The following is a 26,789-nucleotide window of genomic DNA, read 5'->3' as shown; positions in this document are numbered from 1 at the left end:
TCATCGAAAGGTTAAAAGATCGATGTTGGTTCACGGTTAATCGACATAACCAAGCCGTCTTTTGCCCAACTTGTTTTGTAGTGTTTCAAAAGTTGTTGCAGAACCGGAATTAAAGCAGGTTCTTGTTTGTATTTTATCAAACTTTGGTAACGATATCTATTGTTGAGGCGACTGATCGCCGCAGCTGTCGGTCCAATGATGACCGTTCCTTGTGATAGACGCTCCGCCATAAATGCAGTGCCTTTATGTGCATAGTCTGCAGCTTTTAATACATCTTCATGACTGAACTGTACAACCGTCACATAATAGTAGGGTGGATAGCCAAGCAATCGTCTTCTATCCATCTCCATATCATAAAAAGGCACGTAATTCTGTGTCTTAGATAACTCAATCGCATAATGCTCAGGGTCATATGTCTGAATGACCACTTCACCCGGTAACTGATCACGTCCTGCCCTACCACTCACTTGTGTTAAAAGCTGGAATGTCTTCTCAGCAGCCCGAAAGTCGGCTAAATGGAGAGATGTATCCGCAGCCAATACACCTACAAGAGTGATGCGTGGAAAATCAAGCCCTTTGGCAATCATTTGAGTACCAAGTAAAATGTCTGCTTTTCCTTCACCAAAATCATGCAACAAACGCTCATGAGCACCTTTAGTATTTGTCGTATCAATATCCATCCGAATAACGCGTGCTTCAGGTACTAATTTATATAGTTCCTCTTGTGCTTTTTGCGTTCCCGTCCCAAAGAATCGAATATGCTCGCTTGTGCATTCAGGACATTCAAGAGGTACCCGTTCTTCATGACCACAATAGTGACATTTCAGACTTTCACTTGCACGATGGTAGGTTAATGAAATGTCGCAGTTTGGGCATTCAACAACCGTTCCGCAATCACGACAGAGAACAAAACTCGAAAAGCCACGTTTATTTAACAGCAGAACAATTTGTTCTTTGCGTGCCAATCGTTCGCGAATGCCTTCAGCGAGTGCAATAGAAAACATAGAGCGATTTCCTGTTTTAAGCTCTTCACGCATATCTACCACTTCAACACTCGGCAACGCTTGATTCTTCGCACGTTTTGAAAGGGTCAATAATGAATACACCCCTTTGGAAGCCCGGGCATAAGACTCCAGTGAAGGTGTCGCACTACCTAAGATAACAGGACATTGATAATATTCTGCTCGCCAAATAGCTACATCTCGTGCATGATACCTTGGCGATTCTTCTTGTTTGTACGTAGACTCATGTTCTTCATCCAGAATCAACAATCCCAAATTCGTGAAAGGAGCAAATACCGCTGAACGTGCGCCAATCGCAACTTTTACTTCGCCGCGATGAATCCGACGCCATTCATCATACTTTTCACCAGCGGATAAACCACTGTGTAAGACAGCTACTAGTTCTCCAAATCGTCCTTTAAACCGGGCCGTCATTTGAGGAGTTAATGCAATTTCAGGTACTAACACAATCGCTTCTTTACCTTGTTTTAACACATGGTCGATGGCCTGCAAATACACTTCCGTCTTTCCACTTCCTGTAATACCATGAAGTAAAAACGTCTCTTGAATATGCTTATCACTCGAAAGTTCAATAGCAGAAAGCGCAACTTGTTGCTCATCTGTTAGCTGTTCCGGTTTACCGCTATCCTTCATTTTTGGTGATTCTAACTCACGATACACCTCGACCTGTGATTGCTCGACTATCTCTTTGTCTACAAGTGATTTCAGTACACTCGATGCTACACCGGATTCATTGAGGAGCTTACTCGCCTCTACTGATTCTGTCGGATGAAGCAATAACCAACTGAGTAGTTCACGTTGTTTTTTAGCATTTGGATGCGTTTCTTCCAATGCAATTTCTAGTCGAGTGGCATCCGGTATATGAATCATACGTACTTTTTTCATCTTAGTTTTCTGTTGGATCGCTGTATCGATTTCAACAATTCCCTGTTCGTTATACTTCTTTACTTCATTTAATAAATTAGCATCTTGAATTGCTTTTAACGTCACTTGCTGGCGGTTACCTAAAAATGTGCGAAATGATTCGTTGAGTTCATCCGGTTTGATGACGGTCATAATCTTTTCATATTTAGCACGCATAGCAGCGGGTAACATTACTTGCAGTGCATCGATTTCATAAGCGATCGTTTCCGTTGCCATCCACTTCGACAGTGCCAATAACTCTGCAGATAACACCGGTTCTAAATCTATAATTTCGGCTAGTGGTTTTATCTTGTTACTATCCAGCTCGCTTTCTTCTTTGATCGCTGTAACATAGCCCGCAACTTTCCGCGGACCAAAAGGAACTTTAACCCGTAAGCCTGGTTCCATCACATGTTCCCACTCAACAGGAACTGCGTAATCAAATGGACGGTCGATTGGATAGGCTGCTACATCCACAATGACTTCAGCGATCATGCAGCTTACTACTTTCTTGCTGAATAATCGTTTCAAATAACCGTTCGGCTAATTGATCTTTTGGCATGGCTGAAAAAGGGATTGCTTCTCCTTCTCTAGAAAGTAATGTCACAACATTCGTGTCACTACCGAAACCGCCGTCTGGGTCAGTCACATCATTGACAATAATGTAATCCAGATTTTTAGACTCCAATTTCTTTTGACCGTAGGCTACCACATCTGTAGTTTCAGCAGCAAAGCCGACTAATAATTGATTTTCTTTCCGCTGTCCTAACGTTTTCAGAATATCGGTTGTCCGCTCCAATTCGAGTACATCATCGCCATCTTTTTTCTTCATTTTCTGACCATGTATATTTTTCGGACGATAATCTGCAACGGCTGCCGACTTCACTACAATGGAAGCATCATCATACTGACTCATTACAGCATCAAACATTTCTGCAGCACTTTCTACATATATCACTTGAACGCCAGTCGGAACCGGTAGCTCGACTGGTCCTGAAATCAGCACAGTCGTAGCACCTAGTTTTTGTGCAGCTTCCGCCATTGCGTAGCCCATCTTGCCACTTGAAAAATTGGATACATAGCGGACGGGATCTATACGTTCACGAGTCGGTCCAGCTGTAATGACCACTTTTTTGCCGTGCAAAGGCTGATAAGTAACTCCATTAAAGTGATTGCGAATTAATTCAGTAATTTTTTCAGGTTCTTCTAAGCGACCCTTGCCTACATAACCGCAAGCTAAAAAACCTTCTGAAGGTTCGATAAATTGATAGCCATCCGCATGTAATTGGTCAATATTACGCATAACAGCAGGGTGGGCATACATATGTACATTCATAGCAGGTGCAATCCACACGTCTGCTTCTGTTGCTAGTAAAATAGTCGTTACCATATCGTCTGCAATTCCGTTTGCAAGCTTACCAATTACGTTAGCGGTGGCAGGTGCTACAACTACTAAATCGGCCCAGTCCGCTAAATCGATATGTGCAATGACACGAGAGTCTTTTTCATCAAATGTATCAAAATATACATCATTGCGTGACATCACTTGAAAGGATAATGGTTGAACAAATTCTTTTGCTGAATCCGTCATGACGACTTTTACATTAGCTCCAGCTTGGGATAATTTACTGACTAGCGCAACGGCTTTATATACTGCAATACCACCTGTTACGCAGAGTAAAATATTTTTATTATCTATCTTCATGAAACTCATTTCCTTTCCGAAAATAATAAACTCCCTGAGAACGATTGAATTCTTAGGGAGTTGTTTTTTATTTCAAATCAAACTTCATCTTCATAAATGATTGATTCATCTGCTGCTTCATTGATCAAAACGCCTGCGGCTACTTCTTCAAGTGCTCTGCCCACACTTTTCACCGAACGGTATGAGTGAAGTAATTCATTTTCTTTTTCCTGTAGTTCACGTGCTCGCTTAGCTGCAAGTGTGACTAGCGTGTATTTAGAATCTACTTTTCCCTTTAGTGAATCAACTGATGGATATAACATAGTTTATTCTCCCTCCAACATCTGTAAGTATCTCTGTTCCACACGTTCTCTTCTACAATGCTCTGCCGTAACAATCGCATTGACCCGATCACATGCTTTGGAGACCTCGTCGTTCTCTACTACATAATCGTACAGGTGCATCATTTCGAGTTCTTCCCTTGCTTTTAATACACGGTCTGCAATAATATCGGATGCTTCTGTACCTCTACCAATCAAACGACTTTCTAGGTCACTTAAACTTGGAGGTGCCAAGAAAATAAACAGACCGTTCGGTACTTTTTCACGTACTTGTGCTGCGCCGACTACTTCAATTTCTAGGAAAACGTCACGACCAGCGTCTAATGTTGCGTTGACATAGTCGAGTGGTGTTCCGTAGTAGTTCCCTACATATTCTGCGTATTCGAGAAGTTTTCCTTCTTCAATCATTTTTTCAAAGACTTCTTTTGAACGGAAGAAGTAGTCGACACCGTCGACCTCCCCTTCACGCGGGTTTCTTGTGGTCATGGAGATGGAATATTCGTAATTGGTGTCCGGGCTTGAGAATAGTTCTTTCCGAACAGTTCCTTTTCCGACGCCGGATGGACCAGAAAGGACAATTAGTAGTCCACGATGTTTGTACATGTAATCCCTCTTTGTTATGTATTCATTAGCACGCCATTCCTAATTATAACCTATACATACGATAATTAAAGTAGATAGCCCCGTTGATTTCCCTTCCAGGTGGGACGCTTTCCACTACAATCAACTAGATATCATATACATACATTTAGAATCGAAAGAACAATTCATAAAGATTTGTCTAGTTAGACTACGTAGGCCCATGTGTGCAATCTGTTCATATTATACCATAATCATACGATGAGTGCTAAAATGGAACAAAACGAAATGAAAGAGGAATCCGTATGGCATTTGATGGTTTATTTACGAAAGCAATAGTAAGCGAACTGCAACAACTGAAAACTGGTCGGATTTCGAAGATTCATCAGCCGAATTCGCAGGAGATTATTTTTCAAATCCGAGCCAATAATAAAAATCATAAATTATTAGTATCTTTGCATCCTTCTTTCTCACGGTTGCAGTTGACTGAAGAAGTGTTGACGAATCCCCCTGAGCCACCGTTATTTTGTATGGTGTTGCGAAAGCAGCTTGAAGGCGGGATGATTACGTCAATTGAACAACATGAGAATGACCGAATTGTGAATATAAGTGTGCAAGCGAGAAATGAATTAGGTGACCAGATCGAGCGAAAGTTAGTTATTGAGATTATGGGGCGACATAGTAATCTAATTTTACTTGATGCTTCACGCGATATGATTATCGACAGTATGAAGCACTTGCCGCCTTCTGTTAATAGTTATCGTACAGTTTTACCTGGACAGCCCTATATTCCTGCACCTCCACAAGATAAACTAGATCCGTTTGAAGTAACAGAAACAGAATTTAATACACTTGTTGGAGCGTTTCACGAACCAAAAGACATCGTGAAACAATTTGCGGGCTTCTCTCCTTTAACTGCGGCTGAATTATTGTACCGCGTAAAGCAAAACGAGCCTTCCTTTACCATTTGGCGCGAGTTTCTCAATAGCTTCCATGTAGATACTATGAAGCCGACAGTCGTGGAAAACGACAAAAAAACTTTATTCTCAGCCATTGAATTAACACATACAGAAGGAACAACGCAAACATTCTCTACACTGGGCGATTTGCTGGATAAAGTATATTTTGCCAGAGCCGAACGCGAACGTGTGAAGTCACAAGCTATTGACCTCGAACGCTGGTTATCGAATGAAATTGCAAAGCTAGAAAACAAAACAAAGAAGCTTCAAAAAGAGCAAGAAACGGCACAAGATTTGGACACGTTAAAACTATACGGTGAGTTGTTAACTGCAAACAGCTATAAGTTGCATAAAGGTGATAAAGAAGTGACGGTAGAAAATTACTACGAACAAGGTACAACTGTCACAATTCCGCTAGATCCAAGAAAATCACCAATCGATAACGCACAACGCTTTTTCTCCCGTTATGCCAAAGCAAAAACTGCACTAATTCGGATTGCGGAACAACTTGAAAAGACTAAAGACGATATTGAATACTTTGAAATGGTAAAACAGCAAGTTTACCAAGCTTCCCCAATCGATATAGAAGAAATACGTCAAGAACTAATAGAACTCGGATTTATGCGTGCCCGTAGAAGCAAAAAGAAAGCAAAACTGAAAAAACCAAAACCAGAAGCTTTCATTTCTTCCACAGGCATTCCAATCTCAGTCGGAAAAAACAATAAACAAAATGACTACCTAACATTTAAACTAGCAGCACGCGATCACATATGGCTACACACAAAAGACATACCTGGCTCTCACGTCGTCATACACGACACCGACCCAGATGCTCAAACAATCGAAGAAGCAGCCGCACTATCCGCTTACTTCAGTAAAGCACGCGAGTCGTCATCTGTTCCAGTAGACTACACAGGAATCCGGCACGTCAAAAAACCATCCGGCGCAAAACCCGGATTCGTCATCTACTTCGAACAAAAAACCGTATTCGTTACACCGGATGAAGACTTGGTCCGTAAACTAAGAAAATAAAGTATTGTCTAGATATAAATTTCAAACTAATTAAGATAGAAGAGAATTCCTGCTATTACAGGTTTCTTTTCTATCTTTTTTCAAAAAATAATGCATCATAGTTCTACGTTTTGAAAAAGACACCAGTTGATCGTAAGTGGAAGGCGGCGACTCCCGGAGGATCAGCGTGCGCCTTGAGACCCTGTCAGGTGCCTTAATTTCTGCAAAGTACACAGAAATACAGCAAAGCGAACCCTTCGCTGTTCGCCTGGCTCAAGCCACGCCCTCGGGAAAGCGTCCGCCTGGAACGTCGATCAACGTTGCCTCCCCGTACCCTTCTCTAAATGAAAAACGGCTCCCATTACGGGAACCGTCTTTCATTACAGCGTACCAAGCTTCAACTTCGAATGCCATTCCATCAATTCATTCATAGACTCTTCCTTAACCGCGCCCTCTTCTTTCGCAACTTCAGCAAGCGCTGCAAAATTCGTCAAGCTGTGATATGAAAGATTCGCCTCAGCGAACTTCTCATCCGCCTTCTGTAATTCATATGTAAAGATCGAAACAATTCCGCATACTTCCACGTCCTCTGCAATCAATGCATTCGCTGCATTCAAGCTGCTTCCACCTGTCGAAATCAAATCTTCAATAATAACGGCTTTCGCATTCGGCTCGATTCTTCCTTCAATTTGACGACTCTTACCATGTGCTTTTGCAGTAGAGCGTATATATACCATCGGCAACTTTAGAATATCCGCAACCCATGCTGCGTGAGGAATACCCGCAGTTGCTGTCCCTGCAATGACTGTCGTTTCAGGGTAATGAACACGAATCAATGCCGCAAGCCCTTCTGCGATTTCTTTACGTCCTACCGGATCTGCCATCGTTAGGCGGTTGTCACAATAGATAGGTGACTTAATACCTGAAGCCCATGTAAATGGCTCTTCAGGATTGATCGCCACAGCTCCTACATTTAACAGGATTTGCGCAACTTCTTTTTCTCTAGTCATGATGTAATCCCCTCCCACAATGTTTTCACTTCCAGATATGCTTCTAGCGGATCATTGGCACCTGTAATGGCACGCCCTACTACGATATGTGTTGAGCCTTCCTGCCTAGCTTTTGCTGGTGTCGCCACACGCTTTTGATCGTGAACATCGCCTTCTGCTAAGCGAATGCCAGGTGTCACTTTGAAGAAATCCTTGCCGCATACTTCTTCAATAATTTTTGCTTCCTGCACTGAACAAACTACGCCATCTAAATGTGCCGATGAAGCTAGTTTCGCGTAATGCTCCACTGATTCACGAAGTGGTACACTGGTCAGTTGTTCTTCTTTTACTTGACGTTCGTCCGTTGAGGTCAGTTGAGTCACTGCAAGTAACGCAGGACGCTGAACACCGGAAGCTGTACCCGCATCAAGACCTTCTAACGCCGCTTCCATCATCGACTTACCGCCAGCCGCATGCACATTGACCATATCGACTTCCAGCGAAGCCAATACTTTCATTGCGGATTTAACCGTATTGGGGATATCATGTAATTTCAAATCTAAAAAGATAGAGTATCCCTCTTCCTTTAGTTTTGCAATCAGGGCCGGTCCTTCTTTATAATACAATTCCATTCCTACTTTGACATTGACCGACTGGTCGAATGCTTTCAGGAAATCGAATGTTCTTTCAGCTGAATCAAAGTCTAGTGCAATTATTGGAGAACGATTCATACACGATGACTCCTTCCCACTAATTCTGAAATATGATCTATTCCTAGTTCATCTAACTTTGCAGGTAACTGCTCGATAATCGTAGGACAGACGAATGGATCGACAAAGTTTGCTGTACCAACTGCTACGGCACTTGCACCGGCAGACAAAAAGTCCACCACATCTTGTACACATGTAACGCCACCCATTCCAATGATTGGAATATTAACAACTTGACTTACTTCATAGACCATGCGAATCGCGACTGGTTTAATTGCTGGGCCTGATAATCCGCCTGTTTTATTCGCAATAACCGGTTTACCTGTCTTTTCATCCAAGCGCATACCGACTAAAGTATTGATCATCGTAATACCATCTGCACCACCTGCTTCTACCGCCAATGCCATCGCTCTAATATCCGTGACATTTGGTGACAGCTTTACATACACAGGCACAGAAGATACAGCTTTTACTGCTGCTGTTAGTTCTTTCGCAATTTCAGGATCTGTTCCAAAAAGAATCCCGCCACATTTAACGTTTGGGCAAGAAATATTTAGTTCAAGTGCATGAACATTTGGCGCTTTTGAAATTTGTTTTGCCACTTCTACATAGTCCGCAGTCTCAGATCCTGCAACGTTCGCAATGATCGGAACATCAAATTTCTCTAACCATGGTAATTCATTTTTCAAAACACCTTGCAGTCCCGGATTTTGAAGTCCGATAGCGTTCAACATACCTGAAGATGTTTCCGCCACACGTGGTGTCGGGTTACCATAACGCATTTCTTCTGTTGTCGCTTTGATCATGATGGCCCCGAGCTTTGACAAATCGTACAGATTACCATACTCCTTACCAAAACCAAAACAGCCGGATGCAGGCATGATTGGATTTTTTAATTCGAGTCCTGGCAATGTAACCATTAATCTATTCATATCTGCACCACCCCTGCTGGAAATACTGGACCGTCTGAGCATACTTTGACATACGGTTGATCTGTTGCATTTTCATTCGTATGGCAAACACAAGCGAAACAAGCCCCTATACCGCAACCCATTCGTTGTTCAAAAGATAAGAATCCTTTTTTATTCACATACGCTTTTTGAACTGCATCAAGCATCGGCATAGGTCCACAGCTGTAATACGTTTCGAATTCATTGGATAACTCACTCATAACGTTCGTAACGAAACCTTGTGTACCATTACTTCCATCCACTGTCGCGATATGCGTTTCGCCTAAGGCGGCAAATTCTTCTTCATAGAACACTACTTGATCTGATTCAAAGCCAAGTATATGGATACAGTTAACACCTTTAGCCGTAAGTTGTTTAGACAACTCATACAATGGCGGCACACCAATTCCCCCACCAATTAAAACAGCCGTTTGGCCAGTCGCTGTTTCTTCAACTGGAAAGCCGTTTCCTAAAGGTCCGAGTACATTCACTGTATCTCCCTCACGTTTTTCAGACAACAGCGATGTGCCTCGTCCTTCTGCACGGTAGATGATTGTCATTTCATTTTTCTCAGGATTGATTTCAGCAATGGAAATCGGGCGCCGTAATAATGGTTCAAATGAATCCGATACACGGATATGGACAAACTGGCCCGGAGAAGTAATTTCTCCGACCAATTTGCCTGTTAATTTCATTTCGAAAATATCTTTCGCGATTTCCTGTTGCGATCCGACGGTCATCAAATCTTGGATGATCATTTAACCACCTGCGGTTTTGGCATGGCATCCGTCTGGAATGTCATGGATTCAATGACGGATAACATAGCTGCCGCTGTATCAATTGAAGTTAAGCAAGGAATGCCATTTTCGACAGTTTCACGACGGATTCTAAAGCCATCACGTGCCGGTTGTTTTCCTTTAGTCAAAGTATTGATGACCAATTGCGCTTGTCCTTTTTGTATCACGTCGATCAAAGTCGGACCTTCCGTGCCAATCTTTCCTACTGTTTTCACTTCGATATTTTCTGCTTCAAGAGCTTTTGCCGTTCCTTCTGTTGCTACAATACGATATCCAGTTTCAATGAAACGTTTCGCGATATCGACAATTTCTTCTTTATCTTTATCAGATACTGTCATCAAGACTGTTCCGTATTCTTTTACTTCCATTCCAGCCGCTACTAAGCCTTTGTACAATGCTTTTTCCAGTGTAACGTCTTTACCCATAACTTCGCCCGTCGATTTCATTTCTGGTCCGAGTGTAATGTCTACACGACGAAGCTTTGCGAAAGAGAAGACTGGCACTTTGACGTAGACGCCTGCTGGAGCTTCTGCAAGACCGTCAGTATAGCCTTGTTCTAGAATTGATCTACCCAAGATCGCCTGTGTTGCCACATTTGCCATCGGTATATTCGTGATTTTACTCAAGAACGGTACTGTACGGCTTGAACGTGGGTTCACTTCGATTACATAAACTTGTCCTTCTGAAATAACGAACTGGATGTTCATTAATCCACGGATCTTGAGACCGAGTGCTAAACGTTTCGTATAATCAGCGATCGTTTCGATCATGGACTGAGAAAGGTTTTGTGGCGGATAGACTGCAATCGAGTCACCCGAGTGAACACCTGCACGCTCGATATGCTCCATGATTCCCGGTATTAATACCGTTTCACCATCACAAATTGCATCCACTTCGATTTCCGTTCCTGTTAAGTAGCGGTCGATCAATACCGGATGTTCTGGGCTAGCTTTTACCGCATTCTCCATGTATTGAAGTAATTCTTCTTCGTAGTAAACGATTTCCATTGCGCGTCCACCTAATACATACGAAGGTCGTACTAATACTGGATAGCCAATTTCTGATGCGATAACAACTGCTTCAGGTACTGATAAAGCTGTCTTACCAAGTGGTTGTGGTACCCCAATGTCATGTAATGAACTTTCAAACTTATCACGGTTTTCTGCACGGTCGATATCTTCAAGTGATGTACCAAGAATCTTCACTCCGCGCGCTTCCAATTCATCTGCCAAGTTGATCGCTGTCTGACCACCGAACTGTACGATGACACCTTCTGGTTGCTCGAGATCTACGATATGCATAACATCTTCAATTGTTAACGGTTCGAAGTACAACTTATCAGAGATAGAGAAATCAGTCGAAACGGTTTCAGGATTATTGTTGACGATAATCGCTTCGTAACCCGATTCTTGGATCGCCCATACACAGTGTACTGTCGCATAATCGAATTCCACACCCTGCCCAATACGGATTGGACCTGACCCTAATACGATTACACTTTTCTTATCTGTTCTTACAGACTCATTTTCATCTTCATACGTACCGTAGAAGTACGGTGTATCAGACTCATATTCTCCTGCACATGTATCAACTTTCTTATAAACCGGAACCAACCCTTGTTCTTGTCTCCAGTCGTATACTTCACGTTCTGTTGTCTTCCATAATTGTGCAATCGTCACGTCAGGGAACCCAAGACGTTTTGCTTTATAACCAATTGCTTTATCGTATGGATTGTCTTTTAATATTTCTTCATAACGAACGATGTTTTCGAATTTACGCAAGAAGAATAAATCGATTGCGCTCCATTCATGTATGGTTTCAATTGTTACACCGCGACGCAATGCTTCTCCGATGAAGAATAAACGCTCATCGCCCGCTTTGCGAATACGTTGTTCGATCCATTCGTCGGACATTTCACTACCACCCGGAAGTGACAAATCAAATTGGCCAGTTTCCAATGAACGAACAGCTTTCATGATGGATTCTTCGAATGTACGGCCCATCGCCATTACTTCGCCCGTTGCTTTCATCTGTGTTCCTAAATTACGCTTTGCTGATTCGAACTTATCAAAAGGCCAACGTGGAATCTTCGTTACTACATAGTCTAATGTCGGCTCGAAGCAAGCATACGTGTTGCCTGTTACCGGATTCATCATTTCATCTAGCGTTAAACCGACAGCAATTTTCGCCGCAAGTTTTGCGATTGGATAACCTGTCGCTTTAGATGCTAATGCAGACGAACGGCTGACGCGTGGGTTAACCTCGATAATGTAGTAATCAAAGCTATGCGGATCCAGAGCAAGCTGAACGTTACAGCCACCTTCGATTTTCAACTCGCGAATGATGTTCAATGAAACATTACGAAGCATCTGGTTCTCACGGTCGGTCAATGTCTGACATGGCGCCGCTACGATAGAATCTCCTGTATGGATTCCAACTGCGTCGACGTTCTCCATGTTACATACGACAATTGCATTATCTGCGGAGTCACGCATGACTTCATATTCTATTTCTTTAAATCCTGCGATGGATTTCTCAAGCAGACACTGTGTAACTGGGCTATATTTCAAACCGCTTGCTACGATTTCTTCTAAGTCTTCGTCGTCATGACAAATCCCGCCACCTGTTCCACCTAGCGTGAACGCAGGGCGAACGATAACTGGATAACCGATTTCATTTACAAATGCATAAGCTTCATCAATGTTATGGATGATTTCACTGTCTGGAACAGGTTCGCCCATTTCATTCATTAATGTCCGGAACAAATCGCGGTCTTCAGCTTTATGGATCGCATCAAGCTTTGTACCCAAAATCTCAATTCCTAGTTCATCTAAGATGCCTGATTCATGTAATTCAATTGCCATGTTCAAACCAGTTTGTCCGCCTAGAGTTGCCAGTAGTGCATCCGGACGTTCTTTACGAATAATGCGACTAACGAATTCAAGTGTGATCGGCTCGATATACACTTTATCTGCCATTTCAGTATCCGTCATTATAGTTGCAGGGTTTGAGTTGATCAGAATAACTCGATAACCTTCTTCTTTAAGAGATAAACAGGCTTGTGTACCTGCATAGTCAAATTCTGCTGCTTGTCCAATTACAATAGGACCTGAACCAATCACGAGGATGGATTTTATGTCAGTACGTTTAGGCATTAGTATTCTCCTTTCGGTTGCTTGCAGTCATCAATTGAATGAAACGTTCGAATATATAGTTAGAATCTTGTGGTCCTGGTGATGCTTCTGGGTGGAACTGAACAGTGAATGCTTCCAACTTTTCACTTCGAAGCCCTTCAATACAATTGTCGTTCAACGCTCTATGTGTTATTTCAAGACCTGTTCCTGCTAAAGATTCTTCAAGCACTTCATAGCCGTGACTTTGTGATGTCAGATCAGTACGATTCGTATTCAAGTCTTTAACTGGATAGTTCCCTCCAATATGGCTGTTCTTCATCTTCGCCGTTTTAGCACCGCATGCGAGTGCGAATAATTGATGACCCAATCCGATACCGAAGATAGGCTTTTTACCAATTAATTCTTTTATTGTTTCAACTGCACCTTCTACGTCCTCAGGATTTCCTGGTCCGTTTGACAGCAAAATGCCGTCTGGGAATAGCGCTAAAATTTCTTTTGCTGATGTATCATGAGGAACGACTATTACGTCGCAGTCCTTTTTATTTAATTCACGCAAAATGCCATGTTTAATGCCGTAGTCGATGACGACGACACGCTTGCCTAAGCCTGGACTTGGATATGGGCGCTTAGTAGATACTTTCGCTACTAAATCGGTTGGCAATTCATATTGTTGAAGTTCTGCAACTGTTGCATCCGGATCGATCTCTTCCCCAGCAGCCGTTAATTTACCTCGCAGTGAACCTTTATCACGTAAAAGACGTGTTAGTTTACGTGTATCTATTTCTTGAATACCTGGGATCCCTTTTAAAATTAGCAAGTCTCCTAGTGACATGCCGCTACGGAAATTTGAAGGTTCTTCTGTTAGCTCTCTAACGACTAAACCGTTAATTGCTAAATCGATGGACTCATAATCGTCTCGGTTAATACCGTAGTTACCGATTAGCGGATAGGTCATAACGACAATTTGTCCACAACCTGATGGATTTGAAATCGTCTCCTGATATCCTGTCATGCCTGTTGCAAATACAGCTTCTCCTACTGAAGCGCTGTCTGCTCCAAATGCTTTCCCTTCAAAAATAGAGCCGTCTTCTAATACTAAGTATCTTTTTGTCATCATTGACCATCCTTCCATACGATGTTTCCACCGAAAATTGTCATTACAGGCCATCCAGCACATTCTACGCCGTCAAATGGTGTGTTCTTTCCTTTTGATACAAATGTCGTACGGTCAATCTTTTGTTGTTTTTCCAGATCAAGTAACACTAAATCTGCTTCAGCACCTACTTCAAGTTTGCCGTATGGCAAGTTGAACACTTCCGCTGGTTTCACTGTCATCCAGTCAAGAAGCTGTTTGAGTGTCCAGTGTCCTGGCTTAACGAAGTTTGTGTACAGTAAAGGAAATGCCGTTTCAAATCCTGTAATTCCAAATGGTGCTTTTGCGAATCCAACTGCTTTTTCATCTGCCGTATGTGGTGCGTGATCTGTTGCGATACAATCCAATGTGCCATCCATCAAACCTTCACGTAATGCATCTCGATCTTCCGTTGAACGAAGTGGCGGATTCATTTTCCAATCTGCATCATCGTTAGGTATATCATCTTCAGTCAACAACAAGTGGTGCGGGCTAACTTCTCCTGTGACATGAATACCGGCTTTTTTTGCGTCTCGGATAATGCGAACAGATTCTTTTGTGCTGACGTGACATACGTGGTAATGTGCACCAGCTGCTTCCGCGAGTAAAACATCCCGCGCGATATGTACAGATTCTGCAATAGAAGGAATTCCTGGCAAGCCCAGTTCTTTATTACGTTTTCCTTCGTGCATTGCGCCACCATAGATCAATGTGTTGTCTTCGCAGTGCGCAACAATCGCCATATCGATCTTCGCCGCATCCTGCATCGCTTCGTACATCATCCCTGCTTCTTGTACACCTACACCGTCGTCCGTAAACGCGAAGGCGCCGTGTTCTTTTAATTCAGATAGATTAGTGCGTTCTTTTCCCGCTTCTCTGATCGTGATCGACGCATAAGGAAGTACACGAATTTTTGCATTGTCTTTAATTAATGTATTGATTTTTTCAAGATTTTCTTTCGTGTCGGGTACTGGGCGTGTATTTGGCATTGGACAAATGGTTGTATATCCGCCTTTAGCTGCTGAATATGTACCTGTTTTAATTGTTTCTTTATGTTCGCCACCCGGTTCACGTAAATGGACGTGCACGTCGATGAAACCAGGAGATACAAGTAATCCTTCCCCTTCAACAATTTCACATCCGTCTACTGCTAATTGATTGCCAATTTCCGCAATCTTTCCATCTACAATTTTGATGTCTGTTACGATGATCTTGCCCTCTTCGTTTACCATTTGTACTTGTTGAATTAACGTGTTCATATTACTTCCGCCCCTTCAATATAAGTTCTAGAACAGCAGCCCGAATATAGACGCCGTTTTCTACCTGTTTAAAAATTCTCGACTGTGGACTTTCTATTAAACAGTCTGCTATTTCTACATCTCGGTTCACTGGAGCAGGATGCATGATGATCGCACCTTTTTTCATTCTGGCCGCCCGTTCGATCGTAAGACCATATTGTTCATGATAAGCGGCTTTCGTATAAGCCATCTCTGTATTATGACGTTCGTGCTGTACTCGGAGAAGCATGACCACATCACTTGTTTCAATAACCTCATCCCAGTTGTCGACGCTATCGAATTCTCCTGCCCATTCCGGCGGGCAAAGGAACGTGACGTCGGCTCCTAACTTGCGCAAAGCTTCTGCGTTCGAACGTGCTACTCGACTATGGGCGATGTCTCCTGCAATCAATACTTTTAACCCTTCAAATTGACCGAACTCTTCTTGAATCGTGAAGATGTCGAGCAAGGATTGTGTGGGATGTTGACCGGATCCATCTCCTGCATTAATGATTGCGACATTCGTTCGTTTTATTAGCTCTTCATAGAAACCATCGGCTGGATGTCGTATAACTAGTGCATCCAAACCTATTGCTTCCAACGTCCTAATCGTATCATATAGTGTTTCTCCCTTTAACGTACTAGAGAAACTCGTCTCAAAGGGGATAATTTGCGCGCCTACTTTACGCTCTGCCATTTCAAAACTCGTTTTTGTTCTTGTACTAGGTTCAAAAAACAAGTTGCAGACGGTATAAGTTCCAGGCAATTCCCGGAAGCCCAGCCGCTTGAAAATCGCTGCCCTATCGAGTATGAGCATGATTTCTTCCACTGTCAGGTCTTTCATTGAAACTAAATGTTCCATCACATATTCCCCCTTCACGAAGTGCACGTACTACTTTTGTTTTCTATTCTTCTTCATCCATCAAGGTATCATTCATTTTACCTGGCAATACTAGATTCAGCAGCACTCCGACAATTGCTGCCAGTGCCATACCTCCGACTTGGAATGTCTCGCTTATATTGATAGTCGCTCCACCTATTCCGATGACCAAAATGATGGATGCGATGACTAGATTTCGTTGATTATCAAAGTCGATTTTGTGGTCGATGAGCATCCGCATCCCTGATGAAGCGATGATACCGAACAATAGAATCGATATACCACCAAGTACCGCTGTAGGAATCGTAGCAATTAACGCCATTATTTTACCTATGAAAGAGAAGAGTATCGCAAATACGGCGGCTCCCATGATGACATACACACTGTAAACGCGTGTAATGGCTAGTACACCGATATTCTCTCCGTATGTAGTTTTAGGTGGTCCTCCGACCAATCCACTCAGTAAAGTACCTAGTCCATCACCAAGCAATGACCTATGCAATCCTGGACTTTCGATGTAATTCCGATCTACTACTTTGCCGAGTACAAGCTGGTGACCAATATGCTCAGAGATCGTTACAATCGCGATTGGCACCATGATGATCAGTAGCGTTGGCGTTACGACAAATTCATAGTCAATACCTGGAATGAGCATCTCCGGTACCGCAAACCATTTTGCTTCTACTACTTTGCTGAAATCCAGTATGCCGATGAAGGCAGAGTAGATATACCCGACCATAATACCGATTAGTACTGGCATCAAGCTGATAATTCCTTTAAAGAACATCAGGCAGAACACTGCAGAAGCAAGTGTGACTAGAGCTGCTGAAAAGTGCAAACCACTATAAACGTCTACTCCATCCACATTAATCGTGCTTGCCATACTAATAGCTGTTGGTGCAATTGCCAATCCAATTACCATGATGACTGGACCAACTACGATTGGCGGTAATAACTTCATAATCCAGTTATAACCTGTCTTGTAAATCAGTAACGATATAATGGCATAGACTAGCGCAACGAACATGCTACCAATCATCGCACTGCCTATACCGCCTGATTGAGTCGCCATCTGTATCGGAACAATAAAGGCAAATGAAGAGCCTAGATATGCGGGCACTTGAAACTTCGTTACGATAATAAATACGATAGTTGCAATTCCACTAGTTAATAGTGCAATAGCAGGACTTAAACCTACTAGTTGCGGTACTAAGATTGTCGCGCCAAACATTGCGAACATATGCTGTAAACTTAATGCAAGCCAGCGCACCGGTTGCGGCTTTTCATGTACATCCAATACTTTTACGCTCATCCGTCATTTCCCCCAGCTGCTTATAATGTACGTGTGTGAATAGTGACTCCATCCGTTGCATCTGTTTCGATCATACTGACTACGACTCGTTCTTCATTTGAAGTTGGAATGTTTTTTCCGACAAAGTCCGGTCGAATCGGTAGTTCCCGATGACCACGGTCTACTAGTACCGCCAGCTGTATGGAAGAAGGTCTTCCTAAGTCCATTATCGCATCTAATGCTGCTCGGACTGTTCTTCCTGTGTAGAGAACATCATCAACTAGGATGACTTTTTGATTGGCCACATCGTGCTCTATATTTACTTGTTGAACAAATGCTTCTCCTTGGGCATTCTTCAATTGAAGATCATCTCTATACAATGTGATATCCAATTCACCCTTTTTAATTGGTTTTCCTTCAATTAATTCAATTTTATCGGCTAAGCGCTTAGCCAAGATGGCACCTCTTGTCTTAATGCCTACTAATATACATTGATCAATGCCACGGTTCTTTTCAATAATTTCATGTGCAATACGTGTGATCGCCCGAGTCATGGCTTGCTCATCGAGTATTGCTGCTTTTTCCGCCATATCATAAATCCCCTTCCTTTTTTACCTATAGTCTACAAAAAAAGCCCTCCAGTCAGAGTAGACTGGAGGGCGGACGTGCAGAAAAAAGCATACATCGATACTTACCGCAGTAAGCTATCATGTAATTCCGTGCAACCTTCCCAGCCTCACAGGACTGACATTAAAGGTATCGCTATTCAATTGCTTAATAGAGTATACATCTCACCACAAGCGTTTGTCAACGACTATCAAGGACGTAATTCATTGAGTAATTGTTTATAATTTTCAGGCAATGGAGCGGTGAATTCCATATATTCACCCGTTTCGGGATGATCAAATCCTACCGTTCCAGCATGGAGTACTTGTCCTCCAAAATCGATTGTTTTTCTTTGGCCATATTTCGGATCTCCTACAAGTGGATAGCCGATATATTTCATATGCACGCGGATTTGATGAGTTCTTCCTGTTTCCAAACGGCATTCAACCAATGTATAGTCTCCAAAACGTTCAAGAACCTTAAAATGTGTAACAGCATGTTTTCCATCATCCACAACGGCCATTCTTTGACGATCTCGTTTATCTCGTCCAATTGGTGCATCGATCGTACCGTTATCATGTGGAATATGTCCGTGAACTAATGCTGTATAAACACGATTTACTGATTTATCCACTAGCTGATTCACTAATGAAACATGCGCTTTATCATTTTTAGCTACCATCAATAACCCTGAAGTATCTTTATCGATACGGTGCACGATACCCGGTCTCATAATACCGTTAATACCTGACAAGTCTTTCACTTGGTACATCAACCCGTTAACTAATGTCCCACTTACATGGCCAGCTGATGGATGGACAACCATCCCAACTGGTTTGTTGACAACCAACACGTCTTGATCTTCATAGACGATTTCTAGGTTTAAGTTTTCTGCTTCTACATCATATTCTTCCACGTCTGGTTGCTCTAAAGCGATTTTATCATCTGTTTTGACCTTATAGTTTGGTTTAACTGAACTATCATTTACTTTAACATGCTCATCTTTCACCCATTGCTGGATTTGCGTACGTGACCAGTCTGGCTGAAGAGTCGCCAATGCTTTATCTATTCTATTACCTGTAAGTTCTTCTGTTATTACATATTCAAATCTTTCCATTACGACACCTTTTTCTTTTTCTTTTTCTTTTTCTCATCAAGTAGCACATGTAACAAAATCAGTATGACAGCAATTGTCAGTGCAGCATCCGCCACATTAAATATCGGAAAATCATAGTTAATCACAGGAATCAGGACGCTAATAAAATCTACTACTTCTCCCCTTACTAGTCGATCGATGAAGTTGCCGATCGCACCGCCGAGCAATAGCATCAGACTCACACCTAGTAGTCGATCCTTTTTACCTTCTGTATGGAAGAAATAAATTATAGCCACCACTACTACAATAGTTACAATGAAAAACAGCCACATTTTCCCTTCTAGCATTCCCCACGCAGCACCACGATTACGGTGGGACAGCAATGCGATATAAGGATCCAGAACAGATATATGTTCACCTAGTTCCATATTTTTTACGATTAGCCACTTCGTCAGCTGATCCAAGCCGATGACCAGTACAGCAATAGCATAATAAACGATCACTTCATTACCCTCCGTCCAGCTAATTTCTTCTTTAGTTTACCACAAATTTTGTCTTGCAATATGATTGTCGGTCCTACTGTGTAAAAAAAGCCATCATCATCCACGAATGAATGATGATGGCTGAGACATCAAGATTGCTTACGCATAGTTTTCTTTCACAACAGTTGCGCATCGTGTACATAGTGTCGGATGGTCAGTGTCTTCTCCAACTGTCTTGGAGATAGTCCAGCATCGTTCACATTTTTCACCTTCTGCAGGTTCAACCAAGACCGTTGCGTGATCTAGTTTCATTGCATTTGGCAGTTCTGCATTTGTACTTTCTTCAAATGCGGATACGATAAAGAATTGCGCAAAATCAATATCCTCTGCTTGCAGAATACCACGTTGATCTTCAGGCAATACAACTGTCACTTTAGCTTCCAAAGATTTACCGATTACTTTCGCGTTACGGGCTTCTTCTAGTGCCTTCAAGACATCATCACGGATATCCATCAAGTCATCGAAGCGCTCACGTAGCTTGTCCGCTTCTTCGCCTTTATGATCCGCTTTCGGCATATCCGTCAATTGGACACTGTCTTCTTCAACATGCTGAATATATTTCCACATTTCATCTGCTGTGTGTGGCAAGATCGGTGTGATGAGCTTGACTAGTGTAATCAATGTATCATGCATCACCGACTGCATTGCACGTCGATCTGGATGATTCGCAGCTTCAATATAGACTACATCTTTCGCAATATCCAAGTAGAGCGAGCTGAGCACGCCTGTACAGAAATTATTGATTGCGTGGTAGACGGTAGGGAACGCATACTGCTCGTAAGCTGTAAGCACTTCCTCAGTCAAATCTTGCAACTTCACATAGACATACTGATCAACTGCACGCATATCATCAAATGCTACGCGATCTGTAGCTGGATTAAAGTCGGCTACGTTACCATGCAAGAAACGGATCGTATTACGGATCTTACGGTAAACTTCTGAAACTTGCTTAAAGTTCGAATCAGATACACGAACATCAGCTGTATAATCTACAGATGATACCCATAGACGCACGATGTCTGCGCCAAGTTGATTGATGACTTTTGAAGGGACGATTACATTCCCTAGAGATTTACTCATCTTACGACCATTTTTGTCCAATGTGAAACCATGGCTCAAGATACCTTTATACGGTGCAATACCATTGATCGCTACGCTAGTTGTCAATGATGAGTTAAACCAACCGCGGTATTGATCCGAACCTTCAAGGTATAAATCTGCCGGATAACGAAGATCATCACGCTCATCAAGTACACCTTGATGTGTTGTTCCTGAGTCGAACCAGACATCCATAATGTCCGTTTCTTTCGTGAACTCGCCATTCGGACTTCCTTCGTGGGTGTAGCCTTCTGGCAATAGTTCTTTTGCAGAACGCTCGAACCAAATATTCGATCCGTTCTCACGGAATAAATCTGCTACATGACTGACCGTTTCGTCTGTCAGAATTACTTCTCCATTTTCCGCATAAAATACTGGAATCGGAACACCCCATACACGCTGACGAGAAATACACCAGTCTCCACGGTCACGGACCATATTGAATAAACGTGTTTCACCCCAAGATGGCGTGAATGTAGTAGTACGGATCGCTTCGAGTAAATCACTTCTGAACGATTCAATAGAAGCGAACCATTGTGAAGTCGCACGGTAGATGACCGGCTTCTTCGTACGCCAATCATGCGGATACGAGTGAGTGAAAAATGACAACTTTTGAAGTGCGCCGACTTCTTCCAACTTTTCAGTTACGGCTTTATTCGCATCCTCATAGAACATACCAGCGAAAAATGGTGCTTCTTCCGTCATGACACCGCGGTCATCAATTGGAGATAATGCATCGATTCCGTATTGCTTACTCACGTAGAAGTCGTCTTCACCATGACCTGGTGCTGTATGAACACAGCCTGTACCAGCATCTGCTGTAACATGCTCACCTAGCATAACTAATGAATCACGATCATAGAATGGATGTCTGGCAACAATCCGGTCAAGGTCTGAACCTTGAACTTCTTTTTCGATCGAGTACTCTTCCCATTCCAGTTCTTTCGCCAAATACTCCACTAAATCTTTTGCTACTACAAATTTCTCATTCTGCACTTTTACTACTGCATACGTAAATTTAGGATGAACGGAAATTCCTAAGTTTGCAGGAATTGTCCATGGTGTCGTTGTCCAGATCAGGAACTTCACATCTTCATCTAGTACACCTTTTCCATCTTGGATCGGGAAGCTTACATAAATAGACGCAGACTTTTTATCTTGATATTCAATTTCTGCTTCCGCCAATGCCGTTTCACTTGAAGGTGACCAGTAAACAGGCTTTAATCCTTTATAGATATATCCTTTTTTAGCCATTTCACCGAATACTTGAATTTGACGAGATTCAAATTCAGGCTTCAGCGTGATATATGGATTGTCCCAATCTCCGCGAACACCGAGACGCTTAAATTGCGTACGCTGATTGTCGATTTGTTGAAGTGCATACTCCTCACACATTTTGCGGAATTCAGCCGTGCTCATTTTCTTGCGATCGACTTTTTTATTTACAAGTGCTTGCTCAATTGGCAAACCATGTGTATCCCATCCCGGTACATACGGAGCGCGGAAGCCAGACATTGATTTATAACGAATGATAAAATCTTTTAGTACTTTGTTAAGTGCGTGGCCCATGTGTAAGTCACCGTTCGCATAGGGAGGTCCATCATGCAATATGAAGGACGGACGATCTGCAGTACGTTCCTGCACTTGCTGATAGATATTCTTTTCATTCCATTCTTCCTGCATTTTCGGCTCATTATTTGGCAGATTGCCACGCATAGGGAAATCGGTTTTCGGCATAAGCAATGTATCTTTATATTCCATTATAATTCCTCCTTAAAATATGTGTGAATCATTTTTTTGATTGGTATGAACGTTTTTCGAGCCTAAACGGCGCTTTCCACTTTTGATTTCGGCTAGTTGCAAGCGCCAGGCTCTCGGGTCGTTTCAGATCATCCAGAAAGGCAAAGAACGCCTTTTTGGATGATCTTCCAACGCCTGTCGAGCCTAAACGGCGCTTTCCACTTTTGAATATAAAAAACCCCATCCCAAAAAGGGACGAGGTTCATTCTCGCGGTACCACCCTACTTGCAATTGCATAAAGCAATTGCCGCTTAGACACTAATAACGGCAGTGTGATACCGAGAACCCAGATCTATATAAAGGTTCTAGCTCAGGAGTGATTTTCGTTTCTAATGTACCGCCGGGCTTACACCGCCCCCGGCTCGCTATGGGTATAATTAGAAAGTACTCTTTCCGTCAACGCTTCTTCATTTTAATTTACATTTCATTATAAAAATGTGTTCGGAAGTTGTCAAGCTTCTTCCGTCTTCTTAACTAGTTCTTCGCCTAGACTGTCTACATTTGGAAGATCTAGCTCTTGCTCTGCTACACTTTCTACGCTCGTTGTATCCAATTCATACTTCAACAAGTCGTCCCAGTCTTCCGTATTGATCATATCAAGCTGCGCTTCTACCATCATTTTGAAGCGGCTTTTGAATACTTTTGACTGTTTCTTCAACACTTCCACTTCGAGTGCAATTTTTCTTGCTTGCGCGAGTGCGTCATTCACAAGACGATCTGCATTTTTTTCGGCTTCAGAGATAATTAATTTTGATTCTTGAATCGCATTTTTTCGTACATCTTCTGCAGCCTCTTGTGCAATCAAAATAGATTTCTGCATTGTTTCTTCAATTAAATTAAAATGAGTAATCTTTACCTCATTATCAGAAACCGTTTTTTCAAGATCTTCATTTTTCTTTAAGACGTTTTCATAGTCTTTCATAAGTTGTTCTAAAAACCCATTAACTTCATCTTCATCATAGCCACGAAATTTCGTATTAAACGTTTTGTTATGTATATCCGTAGGGGTTAAAGCCATAATACGCTTTCTCCTTTCAGTATGCTTACATAGTTTACAATGTGATTGTGTTTACTACTTGATTAAACACTACTTTTCTTAATTTATCAAGGATTCTCTCTATACTAGCGATCCAATCATTACACGGATTTTGTCTTTTTTCGTGCGTCCTTCGATACTCATGATTCTAAACCGTCCATATCCTCTAATTGAAAGAACATCGTATTCTTCTATTTCAAATGCCTGTTGATCAATCATAGCCCAATTTACTTTTACTTTTTCTCCTTTAATTAAAGAGGAAGCTTTGGCTCTTGAACTGTTCGTTAATGCGGCTACGACAGTATCTAGACGCAATGAGCTTATAATATATAGATCTTCTGTCCATTCTTCTTTTATATCAATAAAATCTTCAGCATTTAGTACCGGCTCTACGGATACTTTCACTTTACCAACTTGTGTGAAATTGACATGAATATACTCTGAGACTTCTTGTGCAACTGCGAATTGGACCGCTTCTTCTGTTAGTTGAATATCACCAAATCGGGAACGTTCAATACCTATAGACATTAGGGATCCGAGCAATTGAGAATGTTTCATTGTAACAAATTTTTGTGGGTAGTTCACTTGATAAATACTGATTTGAAAATCATCTTTAGTCGGCATATAGTAATCTGGATAAATGAGTACTCTCTGGCGCTCTGCATCTAAAAAACCACCGTCAGCTGTCAGTGTAAGATCTGAGTTCCTGACGATCGACTCAGTAATAAAGCGCTGTCGAGGATCTAGAAATTCTGTTAACTTGGGTGCGTATGTGTCTTCTACTTCCTTCACCCAACTATTTACTTTCTCAATAAAAGGTTGTTCATCTTTACGAAAATGTTGAAATATCGAATCCATTTTATTTCTTCTCCTTATATAAAAAAATCCTCACCTTGTGAGGATTTCCATTTTCAATTAAGGTTATACTTAATATACCAATGCTTGGAAGATCATTAAGTAAATTTGGCCGATTCCTCTACTGATTAATTGTAATGCCAACAGTGCGACAATCGGTGAAAAATCAATCATTCCGAATGGTGGAATGAATTTACGGAAAAATCCTAAATACGGTTCCGCTATTTTCCCTATAAGTTTACCGAATTTTGTTTCTCTAGTGGAGGGAACCCATGACATCAAGATATAAATGACTAACAGGATTGAAAATAATTGTAACGCTCCAGAGATCAAAAGATATGAATTATTTAATAATGCGATCATAATAACATGTACACCTCATTCAAATTGTTCAACCTTCATTTAATGAAAGTCCTAAGTTGTGTAGCCTATCGATCTTGTTGCTCTGATAGAAATTCTGTGATTTTACCGGCTACTTCTACGTTGTCAGGTGCACACAGAAAAATATCTGCGCCAATCCGCTGAATATCGCCACCGAGTGCATATACTGTCCCACTCAAGAAATCAATGATACGAAACCCTTGATCTCGTTCTATCTGTTGCAAGTTAACTACGACGGAACGACGATTCTTTAAATGTTCTGCAATGTCTTCTACTTCTGCATAAGAACGTGGTTCGAGCAAAATAACTTTTGATGATTTTTGAAGACTTTGTAAGCTAATCACTGGAGCTTGAGCAGGCGAAGACTGTTGTTGTCCACTTTGAAGACGGCTATTGACAGCTCTTTTCTTACCTCCAAGTTTCTTCATCTCTTTGCGAGCAATAGCCTGTTCACTTTTTGAAGGCTTGCTTTGAGGTTTAGGTTGAGGTTGAGGTTGAGGTTGAGGTTGTTGAACTAAGTCTTCTTCTTGTACCCAAAACATTTTTTCTAATCGTTTTTTGAGGCTCATTCAGTTTCCTCGCTTTCTGATCCGGCCAATGCAGTGCCGATGCGTATATGGGTTGCACCTTCTTCTATTGCGATTGTAAAGTCATTGGACATCCCCATAGACAGCTTTGTACAGGGAGCGTAGGAGTACTTTTTCGCTGCAATTCGGTCACGCAGTTCACGTAAAGAACGGAATGTATTGCGAATTATAGATTCATCTTCCGTATTTTGCGCCATCGTCATGAGTCCAATAACATGAACATTCTCATAAGTTGCTAATTGCTCAAAAAATTCATCTACTTCATCAGGAGTAATACCCGATTTAGATTCTTCACCCGAAACATTGACTTGTACAAAACAATCCAGCGGCTGACTTGCCCGCTTATTCACTTCTTTCGCAAGACTCATACGGTCTAGCGAATGAAGACAGTCAATTGTATGGACTAATTCTTTTACTTTTCGTGTCTGTAAGTTACCAATGAAATGCCAATGTACCGAATCCTTAATCGCTTCTTGCTTTTCAAGCAAGCCTTCAAGACGATTTTCTCCTAAGTCCTGTATACCAACATCCAAAAGAGACTGTGCCCGAGCTGAAGAAACTTGCTTCGTGACAGCTATCAACGTGATGTCTTCAACTGAACGATTTGACGTTTCACATGCTTCATTTATTTGTTTTTGTATAGTTGCTAGTCGTTGTTCTACTTGTTCCATATTATCACTACTTTTCATCATCTTTATTTCATTGTATCAATTAGAGCACTATATATCAACGATAAGTCACTTATTAAGCTGTTTATTATCTATCAAGATAATATCTTTTCCAATCGTCATGACATCTTTATAATCGATTTTCTGCACACCTTTTGACTTGCTATCCGTGAAGAATGAGCGTTCAAGTTCCCCAATGTGAAGTTGTGCTATTTCACCTTTTTCGATGTCTATTGTGGCGTCTTGAACAAAACCGAGGAATGATCCTTTTTTTAATTCAATCACTTCTTTTTTCTGCAAGCTGGAAAAACGCATAGTTTCCCCTCCTTCTTTCATACTATGCATAGTGAGTTTTAATGAGAACGTGAAAAACTGCTTCTCAAATCAGGAAGTGTATAGAGAACTAAGACATTGGATAGTGGTTTGGGATCTCCGTTGCAGAAATGGACGCTTTCCACGGG

The 26,789-nt window shown here is 41.8% G+C and carries 25 protein-coding genes and 1 other annotated feature; of the genes, 1 reads left to right on the top strand and 24 read right to left on the bottom strand.

Annotated features, from left to right (window positions below):
* Window positions 1-11 precede the first annotated feature (11 nt).
* From priA to gmk, 4 genes are all read right to left on the bottom strand, one after another.
* Complete coding sequence (gene priA / locus CSV76_RS00715) at window positions 12-2,420, bottom strand: primosomal protein N' (RefSeq protein WP_099624482.1); 2,409 nt, start codon at window positions 2,418-2,420, stop codon at window positions 12-14.
* Entirely contained in the window at window positions 2,410-3,630 is a 1,221-nt protein-coding gene (coaBC, locus tag CSV76_RS00710) for a bifunctional phosphopantothenoylcysteine decarboxylase/phosphopantothenate--cysteine ligase CoaBC (RefSeq protein WP_099624481.1), read from the bottom strand. The genes priA and coaBC overlap by 11 nt, the downstream gene beginning before the upstream one ends.
* Window positions 3,631-3,707: 77 nt before the next feature.
* A complete protein-coding gene (gene rpoZ / locus CSV76_RS00705; RefSeq protein WP_085428595.1) occupies window positions 3,708-3,932 on the bottom strand; it encodes a DNA-directed RNA polymerase subunit omega in 225 nt (74 codons plus the stop codon).
* Between the two features lie 3 nt (window positions 3,933-3,935).
* Window positions 3,936-4,553, bottom strand: a complete 618-nt coding sequence (gmk, locus tag CSV76_RS00700) for a guanylate kinase (protein WP_085428594.1) — start codon at window positions 4,551-4,553, stop codon at window positions 3,936-3,938.
* Window positions 4,554-4,834: 281 nt separating this feature from the next.
* Between gmk and CSV76_RS00695 the strand changes: the two genes are divergently transcribed.
* Window positions 4,835-6,520 (top strand): Rqc2 family fibronectin-binding protein, encoded by a 1,686-nt coding sequence (locus CSV76_RS00695; protein ID WP_099624480.1) that lies wholly within the window; start codon window positions 4,835-4,837, stop codon window positions 6,518-6,520.
* Window positions 6,521-6,772: 252 nt separating this feature from the next.
* Here CSV76_RS00695 and CSV76_RS17180 read toward each other — a convergent pair whose 3' ends face one another.
* The 20 genes from CSV76_RS17180 to CSV76_RS00600 form a co-directional block, all read right to left on the bottom strand.
* Window positions 6,773-6,913, bottom strand: a complete 141-nt coding sequence (locus CSV76_RS17180) for a hypothetical protein (RefSeq protein ID WP_158232722.1) — start codon at window positions 6,911-6,913, stop codon at window positions 6,773-6,775.
* Window positions 6,880-7,509, bottom strand: a complete 630-nt coding sequence (pyrE, locus tag CSV76_RS00690; RefSeq protein WP_085428592.1) for an orotate phosphoribosyltransferase — start codon at window positions 7,507-7,509, stop codon at window positions 6,880-6,882. The genes CSV76_RS17180 and pyrE overlap by 34 nt, the downstream gene beginning before the upstream one ends.
* On the bottom strand, window positions 7,506-8,219 hold the full coding sequence (pyrF, locus tag CSV76_RS00685) for an orotidine-5'-phosphate decarboxylase (RefSeq protein WP_099624479.1): 714 nt from the start codon (window positions 8,217-8,219) through the stop codon (window positions 7,506-7,508). The genes pyrE and pyrF overlap by 4 nt, the downstream gene beginning before the upstream one ends.
* Window positions 8,216-9,130: a dihydroorotate dehydrogenase gene (locus CSV76_RS00680; RefSeq protein WP_099624478.1), complete on the bottom strand. Its 915-nt coding sequence runs from the start codon at window positions 9,128-9,130 to the stop codon at window positions 8,216-8,218. Before CSV76_RS00680 ends, pyrF begins: the two co-directional genes overlap by 4 nt.
* Window positions 9,127-9,906 carry a dihydroorotate dehydrogenase electron transfer subunit gene (locus CSV76_RS00675; RefSeq protein WP_099624477.1) on the bottom strand — a complete coding sequence of 260 codons (780 nt, stop codon included), beginning with the start codon at window positions 9,904-9,906 and terminating at the stop codon, window positions 9,127-9,129. The genes CSV76_RS00680 and CSV76_RS00675 overlap by 4 nt, the downstream gene beginning before the upstream one ends.
* Window positions 9,903-13,100, bottom strand: coding sequence for a carbamoyl-phosphate synthase large subunit (gene carB, locus CSV76_RS00670; protein ID WP_099624476.1), 3,198 nt, complete (start codon window positions 13,098-13,100; stop codon window positions 9,903-9,905). Before carB ends, CSV76_RS00675 begins: the two co-directional genes overlap by 4 nt.
* Entirely contained in the window at window positions 13,093-14,193 is a 1,101-nt protein-coding gene (locus tag CSV76_RS00665; protein WP_085428587.1) for a carbamoyl phosphate synthase small subunit, read from the bottom strand. The genes carB and CSV76_RS00665 overlap by 8 nt, the downstream gene beginning before the upstream one ends.
* Complete coding sequence (locus tag CSV76_RS00660; protein ID WP_099624475.1) at window positions 14,193-15,470, bottom strand: dihydroorotase; 1,278 nt, start codon at window positions 15,468-15,470, stop codon at window positions 14,193-14,195. Before CSV76_RS00660 ends, CSV76_RS00665 begins: the two co-directional genes overlap by 1 nt.
* 1 nt (window position 15,471) lies before the next feature.
* Window positions 15,472-16,350 (bottom strand): aspartate carbamoyltransferase catalytic subunit, encoded by an 879-nt coding sequence (locus CSV76_RS00655; RefSeq protein ID WP_085428585.1) that lies wholly within the window; start codon window positions 16,348-16,350, stop codon window positions 15,472-15,474.
* Window positions 16,351-16,393: 43 nt separating this feature from the next.
* On the bottom strand, window positions 16,394-17,680 hold the full coding sequence (locus CSV76_RS00650; protein ID WP_099624474.1) for a uracil-xanthine permease family protein: 1,287 nt from the start codon (window positions 17,678-17,680) through the stop codon (window positions 16,394-16,396).
* Between the two features lie 20 nt (window positions 17,681-17,700).
* Window positions 17,701-18,249, bottom strand: coding sequence for a bifunctional pyr operon transcriptional regulator/uracil phosphoribosyltransferase PyrR (gene pyrR / locus CSV76_RS00645; RefSeq protein ID WP_085428583.1), 549 nt, complete (start codon window positions 18,247-18,249; stop codon window positions 17,701-17,703).
* Window positions 18,250-18,476: 227 nt separating this feature from the next.
* Window positions 18,477-19,382: an RluA family pseudouridine synthase gene (locus CSV76_RS00640; RefSeq protein WP_099624473.1), complete on the bottom strand. Its 906-nt coding sequence runs from the start codon at window positions 19,380-19,382 to the stop codon at window positions 18,477-18,479.
* Window positions 19,382-19,864, bottom strand: coding sequence for a signal peptidase II (lspA, locus tag CSV76_RS00635; RefSeq protein WP_085428581.1), 483 nt, complete (start codon window positions 19,862-19,864; stop codon window positions 19,382-19,384). The genes CSV76_RS00640 and lspA overlap by 1 nt, the downstream gene beginning before the upstream one ends.
* A 138-nt stretch (window positions 19,865-20,002) precedes the next feature.
* The gene (gene ileS / locus CSV76_RS00630) at window positions 20,003-22,762 is read right to left on the bottom strand and encodes an isoleucine--tRNA ligase (protein WP_099624472.1); all 2,760 of its coding nucleotides are present in this window, start codon (window positions 22,760-22,762) and stop codon (window positions 20,003-20,005) included.
* 227 nt (window positions 22,763-22,989) lie between these two features.
* Window positions 22,990-23,210: a binding site (T-box leader), on the bottom strand.
* Between the two features lie 42 nt (window positions 23,211-23,252).
* On the bottom strand, window positions 23,253-23,819 hold the full coding sequence (locus tag CSV76_RS00625) for a DivIVA domain-containing protein (RefSeq protein WP_085428578.1): 567 nt from the start codon (window positions 23,817-23,819) through the stop codon (window positions 23,253-23,255).
* Window positions 23,820-23,918: 99 nt separating this feature from the next.
* A complete protein-coding gene (locus tag CSV76_RS00620) occupies window positions 23,919-24,695 on the bottom strand; it encodes a YlmH family RNA-binding protein (RefSeq protein WP_085428577.1) in 777 nt (258 codons plus the stop codon).
* 69 nt (window positions 24,696-24,764) lie between these two features.
* Window positions 24,765-25,055: a YggT family protein gene (locus CSV76_RS00615; protein ID WP_085428576.1), complete on the bottom strand. Its 291-nt coding sequence runs from the start codon at window positions 25,053-25,055 to the stop codon at window positions 24,765-24,767.
* Window positions 25,056-25,120: 65 nt separating this feature from the next.
* Window positions 25,121-25,642, bottom strand: coding sequence for a cell division protein SepF (locus CSV76_RS00610; RefSeq protein WP_143560339.1), 522 nt, complete (start codon window positions 25,640-25,642; stop codon window positions 25,121-25,123).
* Window positions 25,639-26,331: a YggS family pyridoxal phosphate-dependent enzyme gene (locus CSV76_RS00605; RefSeq protein WP_199173021.1), complete on the bottom strand. Its 693-nt coding sequence runs from the start codon at window positions 26,329-26,331 to the stop codon at window positions 25,639-25,641. The genes CSV76_RS00610 and CSV76_RS00605 overlap by 4 nt, the downstream gene beginning before the upstream one ends.
* A gap of 66 nt (window positions 26,332-26,397) precedes the next feature.
* A complete protein-coding gene (locus CSV76_RS00600) occupies window positions 26,398-26,643 on the bottom strand; it encodes a PRC-barrel domain-containing protein (protein WP_158232594.1) in 246 nt (81 codons plus the stop codon).
* Window positions 26,644-26,789: the final 146 nt, after the last annotated feature.

Source organism: Sporosarcina sp. P17b, assembly GCF_002743115.1.
Lineage (GTDB): Bacteria > Bacillota > Bacilli > Bacillales_A > Planococcaceae > Sporosarcina > Sporosarcina ureae_C.
The sequence above is the reverse complement of the archived record's forward strand: the minus strand, read 5'-3'. Positions and strand labels throughout refer to the sequence as shown.

Excerpts from the sequence above, each read along its gene's own strand:
- carB (WP_099624476.1), bottom strand. The coding sequence starts at position 13,100 with ATGCCTAAACGTACTGACATAAAATCCATCCTCGTGATTGGTTCAGGT.
- CSV76_RS00610 (WP_143560339.1), bottom strand. The coding sequence starts at position 25,642 with ATGAGCCTCAAAAAACGATTAGAAAAAATGTTTTGGGTACAAGAAGAA.
- CSV76_RS00640 (WP_099624473.1), bottom strand. The coding sequence starts at position 19,382 with ATGGAAAGATTTGAATATGTAATAACAGAAGAACTTACAGGTAATAGA.
- CSV76_RS00680 (WP_099624478.1), bottom strand. The coding sequence starts at position 9,130 with ATGAATAGATTAATGGTTACATTGCCAGGACTCGAATTAAAAAATCCA.
- CSV76_RS00660 (WP_099624475.1), bottom strand. The coding sequence starts at position 15,470 with ATGAACACGTTAATTCAACAAGTACAAATGGTAAACGAAGAGGGCAAG.
- CSV76_RS00650 (WP_099624474.1), bottom strand. The coding sequence starts at position 17,680 with ATGAGCGTAAAAGTATTGGATGTACATGAAAAGCCGCAACCGGTGCGC.
- CSV76_RS00675 (WP_099624477.1), bottom strand. The coding sequence starts at position 9,906 with ATGATCATCCAAGATTTGATGACCGTCGGATCGCAACAGGAAATCGCG.
- CSV76_RS00625 (WP_085428578.1), bottom strand. The coding sequence starts at position 23,819 with ATGGCTTTAACCCCTACGGATATACATAACAAAACGTTTAATACGAAA.
- gmk (WP_085428594.1), bottom strand. The coding sequence starts at position 4,553 with ATGTACAAACATCGTGGACTACTAATTGTCCTTTCTGGTCCATCCGGC.
- CSV76_RS00615 (WP_085428576.1), bottom strand. The coding sequence starts at position 25,055 with ATGATCGCATTATTAAATAATTCATATCTTTTGATCTCTGGAGCGTTA.
- CSV76_RS00695 (WP_099624480.1), top strand. The coding sequence starts at position 4,835 with ATGGCATTTGATGGTTTATTTACGAAAGCAATAGTAAGCGAACTGCAA.
- CSV76_RS00665 (WP_085428587.1), bottom strand. The coding sequence starts at position 14,193 with ATGACAAAAAGATACTTAGTATTAGAAGACGGCTCTATTTTTGAAGGG.
- coaBC (WP_099624481.1), bottom strand. The coding sequence starts at position 3,630 with ATGAAGATAGATAATAAAAATATTTTACTCTGCGTAACAGGTGGTATT.
- priA (WP_099624482.1), bottom strand. The coding sequence starts at position 2,420 with ATGATCGCTGAAGTCATTGTGGATGTAGCAGCCTATCCAATCGACCGT.
- rpoZ (WP_085428595.1), bottom strand. The coding sequence starts at position 3,932 with ATGTTATATCCATCAGTTGATTCACTAAAGGGAAAAGTAGATTCTAAA.
- CSV76_RS00620 (WP_085428577.1), bottom strand. The coding sequence starts at position 24,695 with ATGGATTCGATATTTCAACATTTTCGTAAAGATGAACAACCTTTTATT.
- pyrR (WP_085428583.1), bottom strand. The coding sequence starts at position 18,249 with ATGGCGGAAAAAGCAGCAATACTCGATGAGCAAGCCATGACTCGGGCG.
- pyrF (WP_099624479.1), bottom strand. The coding sequence starts at position 8,219 with ATGAATCGTTCTCCAATAATTGCACTAGACTTTGATTCAGCTGAAAGA.
- CSV76_RS00655 (WP_085428585.1), bottom strand. The coding sequence starts at position 16,350 with ATGGAACATTTAGTTTCAATGAAAGACCTGACAGTGGAAGAAATCATG.
- CSV76_RS17180 (WP_158232722.1), bottom strand. The coding sequence starts at position 6,913 with ATGGCATTCGAAGTTGAAGCTTGGTACGCTGTAATGAAAGACGGTTCC.
- pyrE (WP_085428592.1), bottom strand. The coding sequence starts at position 7,509 with ATGACTAGAGAAAAAGAAGTTGCGCAAATCCTGTTAAATGTAGGAGCT.
- ileS (WP_099624472.1), bottom strand. The coding sequence starts at position 22,762 with ATGGAATATAAAGATACATTGCTTATGCCGAAAACCGATTTCCCTATG.
- CSV76_RS00600 (WP_158232594.1), bottom strand. The coding sequence starts at position 26,643 with ATGCGTTTTTCCAGCTTGCAGAAAAAAGAAGTGATTGAATTAAAAAAA.
- CSV76_RS00605 (WP_199173021.1), bottom strand. The coding sequence starts at position 26,331 with ATGGAACAAGTAGAACAACGACTAGCAACTATACAAAAACAAATAAAT.